General features: G+C 44.4%; 9 protein-coding genes and 2 pseudogenes. 8 read left to right on the top strand and 3 right to left on the bottom strand.

From position 1 onward, the window contains the following. Positions 1 to 93 precede the first annotated feature (93 nt). Positions 94 to 621 (bottom strand): annotated as a pseudogene (locus tag V7K36_RS20990) (NAD(P)-dependent alcohol dehydrogenase); the annotation flags it as partial. Between the two features lie 52 nt (positions 622 to 673). Between V7K36_RS20990 and V7K36_RS20985 the strand changes: the two are divergent. Further along, positions 674 to 856: pseudogene (locus V7K36_RS20985) on the top strand (element excision factor XisI family protein); the annotation flags it as partial. Between the two features lie 18 nt (positions 857 to 874). On the opposite strand, the gene V7K36_RS20980 reads toward V7K36_RS20985, so the two are convergent. Beyond that, positions 875 to 1453 (bottom strand): Uma2 family endonuclease, encoded by a 579-nt coding sequence (locus V7K36_RS20980; RefSeq protein WP_335118913.1) that lies wholly within the window; start codon positions 1451 to 1453, stop codon positions 875 to 877. A 1130-nt stretch (positions 1454 to 2583) separates the two neighbouring features. Between V7K36_RS20980 and nifB the strand changes: the two genes are divergently transcribed. From nifB to nifD, 7 genes are all read left to right on the top strand, one after another. Continuing rightward, a complete protein-coding gene (gene nifB, locus V7K36_RS20975; protein WP_335118917.1) occupies positions 2584 to 4029 on the top strand; it encodes a nitrogenase cofactor biosynthesis protein NifB in 1446 nt (481 codons plus the stop codon). 136 nt (positions 4030 to 4165) lie between these two features. Continuing rightward, positions 4166 to 4564, top strand: coding sequence for a DUF362 domain-containing protein (locus V7K36_RS20970; protein WP_335118911.1), 399 nt, complete (start codon positions 4166 to 4168; stop codon positions 4562 to 4564). A 17-nt stretch (positions 4565 to 4581) separates the two neighbouring features. Then, entirely contained in the window at positions 4582 to 5790 is a 1209-nt protein-coding gene (nifS, locus tag V7K36_RS20965; RefSeq protein ID WP_334942462.1) for a cysteine desulfurase NifS, read from the top strand. Between the two features lie 111 nt (positions 5791 to 5901). Beyond that, positions 5902 to 6801 (top strand): Fe-S cluster assembly protein NifU, encoded by a 900-nt coding sequence (gene nifU, locus V7K36_RS20960; protein WP_335118908.1) that lies wholly within the window; start codon positions 5902 to 5904, stop codon positions 6799 to 6801. A 319-nt stretch (positions 6802 to 7120) separates the two neighbouring features. Beyond that, positions 7121 to 7477 carry a globin domain-containing protein gene (locus V7K36_RS20955; protein ID WP_335118906.1) on the top strand — a complete coding sequence of 119 codons (357 nt, stop codon included), beginning with the start codon at positions 7121 to 7123 and terminating at the stop codon, positions 7475 to 7477. 308 nt (positions 7478 to 7785) lie between these two features. Further along, positions 7786 to 8679, top strand: a complete 894-nt coding sequence (nifH, locus tag V7K36_RS20950; protein WP_335118904.1) for a nitrogenase iron protein — start codon at positions 7786 to 7788, stop codon at positions 8677 to 8679. 149 nt (positions 8680 to 8828) lie between these two features. Then, positions 8829 to 10289 (top strand): nitrogenase molybdenum-iron protein alpha chain, encoded by a 1461-nt coding sequence (gene nifD, locus V7K36_RS20945; RefSeq protein WP_335118902.1) that lies wholly within the window; start codon positions 8829 to 8831, stop codon positions 10287 to 10289. Positions 10290 to 10662: 373 nt separating this feature from the next. Here the strand turns inward: nifD and V7K36_RS20940 are convergent, their stop codons facing one another. Then, positions 10663 to 11319 carry a fascin domain-containing protein gene (locus tag V7K36_RS20940; RefSeq protein ID WP_335118900.1) on the bottom strand — a complete coding sequence of 219 codons (657 nt, stop codon included), beginning with the start codon at positions 11317 to 11319 and terminating at the stop codon, positions 10663 to 10665. Positions 11320 to 11741: the final 422 nt, after the last annotated feature.

The raw sequence follows: 11741 nt of genomic DNA, 5'->3' as shown, positions 1-11741 counted from the left end.
TACTTCAACAGCAAGATTTGATTCAAGGGTTAACGGGTTTTCACTGGTGGATTAAAATCGGAGCTTAATCGTAAGTGATTTACCGAACATGATATCAAACATCAATTTGGCTTTTTGACCGGGAAGGAATGCTGTTAAGACGCTCTCTAACAAGACTTCCGGACTGGGTGACGTGGTGATATAAATTCCGTTGGGTTTGAGGACTCTTTTGGTTTGTGATAGCGATCGCTTACCCACTGCATCAAAGATAATGTCATACTGCGCTGTATCTTCGGCGAAATCTTGCTGCGTATAATCAATCATGCGGTCTGCTAAGAGAGATTTCACCAAATCCAGGTTTTTGCTACTGCTAACTCCCGTCACCACTGCCCCTAAAGCCTTAGCAATTTGCACTGCAAAACTGCCTACACCGCCCGCAGCCCCATTAATCAAAACAGTTTGCCCTGTTTGAATATTCCCCTGATCTCGCAGTGCTTGCAGAGCCGTGAGCGCTGCTAAAGGTACAGCCGCAGCTTCTTCATAAGATAGGTTTGTTGGTTTAAAAGCCGCCAAGTTTTCTGGGATAGCTGCAAATTCGGCATAACCTCCTTCAGGGAAGCTAGTACTGCCATAAATAGCATCTTGTGGATGGATATAGGTTGGGATGGCGAATGCCTACGGCACGCTACGAGAACGCCGCATTCATGGCTGTCTGGTTCATATTGACTTGATTGATGGTAAAATCTGGATTCAATGGGATGGTACTGAAGAAGGCATTGCCGCCGATTTAGAACGGGCTGGAATTCCTAAAGAATACATTGTTTTGGGATTTCGTCCACCAGAGTTAAGACCCTACACAGGTTATACTGTTGCTTAAGGAGCGATCGCTTTTCATTCATTCTTCAGTGGTAAATACAACACCTTCATACAGCAGTTCAATTGGACACTCAAATTCAATACTCGATAGAGTGATGATATCTCCAGCCGTGTAGGGATAGTAAAGCCACATTCTACCCTCTCCCCGACAGTAACGCTCAACGGAGATTTTTTCCGAGTCAATCAAGATATATTCTTGCAAACTGGGGATTGTCAGATAATAAGTAAATTTTTCATCCCGGTCTTTAGCGCTTGTACCTGGCGAAAGAACTTCAGCAATCAGCTTGGGATGTTGAATAAATTTGCGGGCATTGAGGTCTTGAGGGTCGCAACTGACGATAACATCAGGATAATAGTAGCGACTCTGGGGAGTGAGTTGCACTTTCACGTCTATCACATTCACTCGACAATCTCTGGAACGCAAATGAGGGTACAAAGCTCTGTAGAGATTTAGTGCAATATCGTTATGAGAAATTGTACCGCCTGTCATGGCAAATACTTCGCCATTGGCATATTCGTAGCGAACGTCTTGCTGAGATTCCCATTCCAGATATTCCTCAACGGTCATTTTTGGCGGTTGTTGGGGGATGGCTATCATAACTCAGATTTTTTCACGCTTGGTTTGATTGTAGCTTTTAAACCTCTCTCTAAATCTCTCTCCTAAAAGGAGAGAGACTTTGAATTTTCCCCTTCCCGCGTCGGGAATGGGGTTAGGGGGTTAGGTTTTTTGCTAAGGTTTGTAATGAGCAATTCAGAAAATTCATTGCGATCGCTCAATCATGTTAGATTATAGTTTGTTGTTTCTCTCAAACACAAAATCCGAGAGTTTCCTACCCATCTCCATGATTGTGGGAATGAAAAAAAGAAGTTAAAAGTTAAGTTTTTTGAAAATAATGTGCAGCAACATATCTATTTCCACTAGATCAAATGGCTTACTAGATCAGACTTAGATCCCCAATTGAATATCATTGTCAAAGCAAAAATTAAAAAAATATGAAGCGCATTTTCACCCCCAAAAAAATGATATGTTAGATACAGAATTGAATTTCGCACGTTTCTGGAGTAGAACAATATAGACTATTCCAGTTTTTCACCCTCAAACCCTTGGCATTTATTGCTTTTGACGGAAAATGAGGGCAATCTGAGTACACATTTAAATAACCCAAACCCAGTTTTAAGTTAGTTAAAGTCCTTGCTGGGATTGGGTTATGACTGAGTACAAATAAATCCTGAACCCCTATCAATAAACACTAGAACCCCAACCAAACAATACTAGAACCCCTACCCGAAAAATAAATTTTTAATCCTTGTAATGCTTGAAGAATTAGGGTTTTTATTAGTTGAGTACAAGCGTAATAAATCCAATAAATTCTATCCTAGAGAGACGCAACATCTGGCTGGGAGACGGCTGCTATAAATCTTATATCGCCAATCACTTAACGCTCCAATACAAAACGAAGCGAAAAGTGAGTGGAGGGATGACATAGCACCATGCCTGAAGTGAATAGAAGTCGCGGCTGTAAGCACAAATTCTACCCAAGAACCGAACATTGACACACACCAGCCGAACATCAGATATCTATTGCCTGCCTTACTTGATAACAAGTCACCCGAACCCAAGGGTTTGCAGGCACTGTGGAAGACGCGACTTCAATTCCTCGGCATATAAGAGTAGCAACACCATCTCCCACAGTGGCAGCCAAGTCCACCGACCTTTTGCAAAACTCAATGACATCATCGTCTAAACGACTCCTCAACTCTACCGCCACGGAATCGACAACCCAAGCAAAATCAGGTGGTTGCGGCTGCGACAGCCCCAGTAGCGCCACCGTGGAAAGGGATGAAATGCTCCAAGAACGCATTGCTAAACATCCCTGCTACAGCGAAGACGCTCATCACCACTACGCCCGGATGCACGTTGCTGTTGCTCCAGCCTGCAACATTCAATGCAACTATTGCAACCGTAAATATGATTGCGCTAACGAAAGCCGTCCTGGAGTAGTTAGCGAATTGCTAACCCCAGAAGAAGCTGCACACAAAGCTTTGGTCATTGGAGGCAAGATTCCTCAAATGACAGTTGTGGGAATTGCCGGCCCTGGCGACCCTCTGGCGAACCCAGATAAGACTTTCCGCACATTTGAGTTGATTGCAGAGCAAGCACCAGATATCAAGCTGTGCTTATCAACCAATGGTTTAATGCTGCCTGACTACGTTGATCGCATTAAAGAATTAAATATAGATCACGTTACGATCACCATTAACATGGTAGATCCAGAGATCGGTGCTCAAATTTATCCTTGGGTTCACTACAAGCGCAAGCGTTACAGAGGTCTTGAAGGCGCGACAATTCTCCACGAAAGACAGATGGAAGGATTGCAAGCCCTGAAAGATGCTGACATCTTGTGTAAAGTAAACTCCGTGATGATTCCCGGAATTAATGACCATCACTTAGTCGAAGTGAATCGAGTCATTCGTGAGAAAGGTGCATTCTTACACAACATCATGCCATTGATTTCTGCACCAGAACATGGCACACACTTCGGTTTAATCGGTCAACGCGGTCCCACACCCAAAGAACTCAAAGAAGTTCAAGACAATTGCTCCGGTAACATGAAAATGATGCGTCACTGTCGCCAGTGCCGTGCCGATGCAGTCGGATTATTGGGAGAAGACCGCAGCCAAGAATTTTCCAAAGAGAAATTCTTAGAAATGACTCCAGAATATGACATGGAGAAACGCCAAGAAGTTCATGACGGTATTGAGAAGTTTAAAGATGAACTTAAAGTAGCCAAAGACAAGGCGCTAGCCGGTAAGAAAATTGCCAATAGTCCTAAAGTTCTAGTTGCAGTAGCAACCAAAGGCGGCGGATTAGTTAACCAACACTTCGGTCATGCGAAAGAATTCCAAATTTACGAAGTGGGTGGAAACGAAGTTCGCTTTGTCGGTCATCGCAAAATTGACCAATACTGCCAAGGTGGATACGGCGAAGAAGCTTCTTTTGAGCATATTATGAAAGCGATCGCAGATTGCAAAGCAGTTTTAGCCTCCAAGATTGGTAACAGTCCTCAAGAAAAATTGCAAAAAGCTGGAATACAGAGTGTTGAAGCTTACGACGTGATTGAGAAGGTTGCTTTAGAGTTCTACGAGCAATACGTTAAGGAATTAGGGAATTAGGGAATAAGGAATAGGGCATGGGGCATGGGGAATAGAACAAGAATTATCCCCCAATGCCGCCAATCGCCTCCCGCCTACGGCACTGCCTCCCCAATGCCCAATGCCCAATGCCCCTTATCCAAAAAGGAGAATAATCATGGCTTACAAAATTATTACTAGCCAGTGTATTTCCTGCAATCTCTGTCTATCGGGATGTCCCACAAATGCAGTTAAAGTGGTTGACGGACAGCACTGGATTGACCCTGAACTTTGTACAAATTGTATTGATAGCATTCATACCGTGCCTCAGTGTAAAGCTGGTTGTCCTACATGCGACGGTTGCGTTAAGCAGCCTAGCGACTATTGGGAAGGCTGGTTTGCCGATTACAACCGCGTAGTTGCTAAATTAACAAATAAACAAGATTACTGGGAACGTTGGTTTAACAGCTATTCCCAGAAATACTCCGAACAGTTGCAAAAGCGTCAGCCCCAAACAATGGGAGCAGAAGCTCTAATAAATCGTAATGACGCTCCTACGTCGCTAACGCTACGCTAACGTAATTAAACACAACAATGCAAAATAACTGCATCTATCTCGATAATAATGCCACCACTAAGGTAGACTCAGAAGTTATAGAGGTAATGCTACCTTACCTGACAGACTTTTACGGCAATCCCTCCAGTATGCATACCTTTGGTGGGCAAGTTGGTAAAGCACTGAGAACAGCAAGAGAACAACTTGCAGCCATCCTGGGAGCTGATGAGTCAGAAATTGTCTACACAAGTTGTGGAACTGAGGGAGATAACGCGGCGATTCGAGCCGCACTGTTAGCGCACCCAGAAAAGCGACACATCGTTACCACCCAAGTTGAACATCCGGCAGTACTTAATGTCTGCAAACAATTAGAAACCCAAGGTTACAGTGTTACCTATCTTTCAGTAAATCATCAAGGGCAGCTGGATCTAGATGAACTAGAAGCTTCCTTGACGGGTAACACCGCCTTGGTGACAATTATGTATGCTAATAACGAAACTGGCACGATTTTCCCGATTGAGCAGATTGGGTTGCGGGTGAAAGAATATGGCGCTATCTTCCATGTAGATGCGGTGCAAGTAGTGGGAAAAATCCCCTTGAATATGAAGACTAGCACCGTAGATATGTTAACCCTGTCTGGTCATAAGCTGCACGGTCCGAAAGGAATTGGTGCTTTATATATCCGGCGCGGGGTTCGGTTCCGTCCCTTCATCATTGGCGGACACCAAGAACGTGGACGTAGGGCAGGAACAGAGAATGTTCCGGGAATTATTGCCTTGGGCAAAGCTGCGGAACTTGAACTGTTTCACTTAGAAGAAGCAAACAAAAGAGAAACAAGGCTGCGCGATCGCCTCGAACAAACTTTACTTGCGACAATTCCTGATTGTGTAGTCAATGGTGACCCTACGCAGAGATTGCCCAATACCACCAATATCGGCTTCAAGTATATTGAAGGTGAAGCGATCTTACTATCGTTGAATAAATACGGTATCTGTGCCTCATCCGGTTCTGCTTGCACCTCCGGTTCACTGGAACCTTCCCACGTCCTTCGGGCTATGGGCTTACCCTACACAACTTTGCACGGTTCCATTCGCTTCAGCCTTTGTCGCTACACCACAGAAGCCGAAATCGATCAAGTTATAGAGGTAATGCCCAGTATTGTGGAACGTTTACGCGCCCTCTCACCCTTCAAAAATGATAATGCGGGTTGGCTGCAAGAACAAGAGCAAGCACTGGCTCATCGTTAATTAGGGAATAGGGAATAGGGCATAGCGCATTGAGAATAAAACCAATGCCCGATGCCCCCCAATGCCCCATACCTCAATCTAAAATCCAAAATCTAAAATCTAAAATTCGTTATGTGGGACTACACCGATAAAGTATTAGAACTGTTTTACAATCCCCTGAATCAGGGAGCCATTGAAGAATCTGGCGAACCTGGGGTTAAGCTTGCAATGGGAGAAATCGGTAGCATTGCTTGCGGTGATGCTTTGAGATTGCACCTGAAAGTGGAAGTAGAATCTGATAAGATTCTAGATGCTCGTTTTCAAACCTTTGGCTGTACTAGTGCGATCGCATCTTCTAGTGCATTAACCGAAATGATCAAAGGTTTAACCTTAGATGAAGCCCTGAAAGTATCCAACAGAGACATTGCAGATTACCTGGGTGGTTTACCAGAAGCAAAGATGCACTGTTCTGTCATGGGACAAGAAGCGCTAGAAGCTGCTATCTATAATTATCGTGGCATACCTCTAGCTACCCATGATGATGATGATGAAGGCGCGTTAGTTTGCAGTTGCTTTGGGATCAGCGAGGCCAAAATTCGCCGCGTCGTTCTAGAAAATAATCTCACTGGTGCTGAAGAGGTAACAAATTATGTGAAAGCTGGTGGTGGATGCGGTTCCTGTTTGGCGAACATCGATGATATAATCAAATCAGTTCAACAGGAATACGCCTCACCTGCTCTCAACGATTACGGCGTAAAAGTTGCCACAGAAATTGTTACGTCTAAAGAGCGATCGCTAACTAACGTGCAAAAGATTGCTCTAATTCAAAAGGTTCTGGATGAAGAAGTCAGACCCGTACTCATCGCTGACGGGGGAGATGTAGAACTCTATGATGTCGAAGGCGATCGCGTTAAAGTTGTGCTGCAAGGTGCTTGCGGTTCCTGTTCTAGTAGTACAGCAACTCTGAAAATTGCGATCGAAGCCAGATTACAAGAGCGTGTCAGCAAGAGCCTTGTAGTCGAAGCAGTTTAGGAATTGCTTTCTTGACTTAACGTACTCTACAAATACGCCCTAATATGCATTCAGCCAGAAACAGAAAGTAGGATTTGAACCGAATCATTGTCTCCACTCAATGCTTCATACCAATTCGCCAACAGAAAGTGACAGATTCAAACCTAACTTTCTTAATTACGAATTACGTAGCCACCCGAAGGATTGCTTCCCCCAAGGTATTACGAATTACGAATTGGTATCAGTCCTACCACTATTACTGCTAACAGCATATAGGCTTCATAGATTAAGCGCCTAAAAAGCAAATTTCATCATCTAACTCGCTTCAAAGGAACAGAATATGAGCACATTGTACGACAAACTTGGCGGACAACCAGCTATTGAACAAATAGTAGATGAGCTCCACAAACGCATTGCGACAGACAGCCTCCTCAATCCCATTTTTGCGGGTACAGATATGCCCAAGCAACGTAATCATCTAGTTGCTTTCTTATCTCAGATTTTTGAGGGGCCAAAGCAATACGCAGGTCGTCCAATGGACAAAACCCACGCGGGAATGAATCTACAGCAACCACACTTCGATGCTTTAGCCAAGCATCTCGGTGAAGCAATGGCTGTGCGTGGAGAGTCAGCAGAAGACACCAAAGCTGCACTAGAGCGCGTCACAAATATGAAAGGCGCTATTTTGAACAAGTAATCGGACTTATGCATTGATTGTTGACAAATAGCAACATCAAGTCCTATTTAGTCTTTCAAGCTGAAACACATTATGACGTATTTGTAAATTGCGTAATCTCCTAGTCATTAGTCAGGATAAATGATTAATGACTAGGGACAAAAGAAAAAAAATTTAGCCAGCAAATATATGTACTTACTTTCGATCATTTTAGCTGTGGAGCGATCGCCCCCGGCGCCGTTCTACATACCCTCACTGCTGTAGCTCAACAGGTGTGAGAGCCAACAAACCCAAAAAACCCACCAACCAATTGCAGGATAACACGAATCATGACTGAAGAAAAGATTAGACAGATAGCTTTCTACGGTAAGGGCGGTATCGGTAAATCTACCACCTCCCAAAACACCTTAGCAGCTATGGCAGAAATGGGTCAACGCATCCTCATCGTCGGTTGCGACCCTAAAGCTGACTCTACCCGTTTGATGCTGCACAGCAAAGCTCAAACCACCGTTCTTCACCTCGCCGCAGAACGTGGCGCAGTAGAAGATATAGAACTTCATGAAGTGATGCTCAAGGGTTTCCGTGACGTTCTTTGCGTAGAGTCTGGTGGTCCAGAACCCGGTGTAGGTTGTGCAGGTCGTGGTATTATCACCGCCATCAACTTCTTAGAAGAAAACGGTGCTTACCAAGACCTAGACTTCGTATCTTACGACGTATTAGGTGACGTTGTGTGCGGTGGTTTCGCAATGCCTATCCGTGAAGGTAAAGCACAAGAAATCTACATCGTGACATCAGGTGAAATGATGGCGATGTATGCTGCTAACAACATTGCTCGTGGTGTTCTCAAGTATGCTCACACAGGTGGTGTGCGTTTGGGTGGTTTGATTTGTAACAGCCGTAACACAGACCGGGAAATCGACTTGATCGAAACCTTGGCAAAACGGTTGAACACCCAAATGATTCACTACGTACCCCGTGACAACATCGTTCAACACGCAGAATTGCGCCGGATGACTGTTAACGAGTACGCACCTGAAAGCAACCAAGCTAACGAATACCGGACATTGGCTCACAAAATTATCGACAACAAGAATCTAGCTATTCCTACACCCATCGAAATGGAAGAACTAGAAGAATTGTTGATTGAATTCGGTATCCTCGAAAGCGACGAAAATACCGCAATGCTAGTTGGTAAGAGTGCTGCTGAAGCTCCTGTAGTATAAATCGCTGCTAAGAAGTAATGCTTTAGCACAAGGAAAAAGGAAGAGTCCCCTATCTTACCTTTGACCCTCTCTTTTTATCTCCCCCCTAACTTTAGAGGGGACTCCTAGTCCCCCTATGTCCCTATCCTTACGAGTCACAGAAACAAAATATGACACCTCCAGAAAACCAAAACATCATCCAAGAAAGAAAAGAACTAATTAAAGAAGTTCTCAGTGCTTATCCTGAAAAAGCCGCTAAAAAGCGGGAAAAACATTTAAACGTATACGAAGAAGGTAAGTCCGACTGCGGCGTTAAGTCTAACGTTAAATCCCTTCCTGGTGTCATGACCGCTCGTGGTTGTGCTTACGCCGGTTCTAAAGGTGTGGTTTGGGGCCCTATTAAGGACATGATCCACATCAGCCACGGGCCTGTTGGTTGTGGTTATTATTCTTGGTCTGGTCGTCGTAATTACTACATCGGTACTACAGGTATTGACTCCTTTGGTACCATGAACTTCACCTCCGACTTCCAAGAACGAGATATCGTCTTTGGTGGAGACAAGAAACTTACCAAGCTAATCGAAGAACTTGATGTACTTTTCCCACTCAACCGTGGTGTTTCCATTCAATCTGAATGTCCCATTGGTCTAATTGGGGATGACATCGAAGCTGTTGCTCGGAAGACATCGAAAGAAATTGGCAAGCCAGTTGTACCTGTGCGTTGCGAAGGCTTCCGGGGTGTTTCCCAATCTTTGGGTCACCACATTGCTAACGATATGGTTCGTGACTGGGTGTTCACCAAATCCGACCAAGCCAAGAAAGACGGTACACTCAAGTTTGAAGGTACCCCTTATGACGTAGCCGTTATCGGTGACTACAACATCGGTGGAGATGCTTGGGCTAGCCGCATCCTGTTAGAAGAAATCGGCTTGCGCGTAGTCGCTCAGTGGTCAGGTGATGGCACCCTCAACGAAATGTTGATGACCCCCAATGTGAAGATGAACCTCATCCACTGCTATCGGTCGATGAACTACATTAGCCGTCACATGGAAGAAGCTTATGGTATTCCCTGGTTGGAGTACAATTTCTTCGGCCCCACCAAGATTGCTGAATCTTTACGGGAAATTGCTTCTAAGTTTGACGAGACAATCCAAGCAAACGCTGAGAAAGTCATCGCCAAGTATCAGCCCACAACGGATGTGATTCTTCAGAAGTATCGCCCCCGCTTGGAAGGTAAGACTGTTGCCATCATGGTTGGTGGTCTACGTCCTCGCCACGTTGTCCCAGCTTTCCAAGACTTGGGCATGAAGATGATAGGTACTGGTTATGAGTTCGCTCATAACGATGACTACAAACGTACTGCTCCCTTCATCGAAGACGGCACCATCGTTTATGACGACGTTACCGCTTACGAATTCGAGGAATTTATCAAAGCGCTGAAGCCTGACCTTGTAGCCTCTGGTGTGAAAGAGAAGTACGTCTTCCAGAAGATGGGTCTACCTTTCCGTCAAATGCACTCTTGGGATTACTCCGAACCTAGCGATGCCTACGGTGGGCTACCCGCCAACGCTCTTCAACATTATATAATGCAAGGTTTTTTCGCTGCGGTAGAAAAAAAAGTCTATTTCTAGCCTAAATGCAAGTTGTAGGGTTATGTAGTAACAATCTATTTTGATGCTTCAAACAATATAACGCTTATGGAGCCTAGTTTTTAGATTTTGCTTGCATTTTGCTCAAAGAAAAACTGTAAAATTAAAGACTATTTTTAATGACGATTTTTTAGATTAAATGGTGCGATCATTATCACTCAACAAGATGATGATTGAGGAATGGGGGCGCGTGCGATTAGCAAAAGCGAGAACAATTCATCTGGGGTATGTCAAACCTAAATTTACTTTAACGTTCGCGTTCACGGGACATAGTTAAGCTTTGTAACTTAACTGATAATTTAGGGTGTTCTGGTGCAACGCGATCGTTATACACGCTCACACAATGCTCTAAAGACTACCTCGCAACAATCTGCCAAAGTTCCCCATTGTATGCTCCGGTTGCGGGATTGTAGGGTTGGTCTGCTAGCCCGATAAACCTGCCTGCAATTCGGTGGTCTAGGAAGTAATTACCGTGGGCGGACTTGATAAACACTCTGCCGCCTCCAGCGTCAACAATCTGCCAAAGTTCCCCATTGTATGCTCCGGTTGCAGGATTGTAGGGTTGGTCTGCTAGCCCGATAAACCTGCCTGCAATTCGGTGGTCTAGGAAGTAATTACCGTGGGCGGACTTGATGAACACTCTCCGGGTGCTGAGAGTTGGTGGTCTGCTTGGAGTGGATGGGGTGGGAGTTGGAGTCGATGGGGTGGGAGTTGGAGTGGGGGGTGGTTGGATTGGCACAAAGTCGCACCTCGTAGGCACTACAACGTTACATGGAGTACCAGGAACTATAGGATAGCTTTGGATTTGTCGATTTAAATTTGCTCTTGCCTCACTCTCAGTAGCTCCTGTTCCCGTTTGCGTAGGCATACAGCTTTGAGATTGACTGCATGTCCAGTATCCAGCTTGAGCCAGATACGTATTATCAAGGTTTAATGCCAACACCGGAGATAAAGGCATTAAAAATAGAACGAAGCCAATGATGGAAAGAATTACTATTTTCAACAATCGCATAATTTCACGCCTATTGCTGCTTAAGTTTTTATGTACCACTTTGTCCAAGTGCGATGCTTTTTTAGAACTAACCGGAAGAGTTCCGTAAAATCACGAAGTTTACTAAATCTTTGCACTTGACGATTGTGCCCCACCATTAGCCTTCTGGTTACGCCCTTACAGACTACTCAGCAGGCTAATTAGTTATTGACTGAAACTTTCTGTGTAATTACCTGATTTGGGATAGTTATCTGGAATTTTTCCATCCAAGTACCTATATTTGAATACTATACAATAACTTTCCGTCTAATTACCTAATTTGGGGTGGCTATCTATAATTTTCCATCTAATATAGGACTCCTATTTGATTTTTGAACAAGACTAAGAGACAATACGGGTACTAAAACAGGTGTAAGAAGGGACAATGATAAGTCAGCATCTGC

This window comes from Nostoc sp., from assembly GCF_036919555.1.
GTDB lineage: Bacteria > Cyanobacteriota > Cyanobacteriia > Cyanobacteriales > Nostocaceae > Nostoc.
The sequence above is the reverse complement of the archived record's forward strand: the minus strand, read 5'-3'. Positions and strand labels throughout refer to the sequence as shown.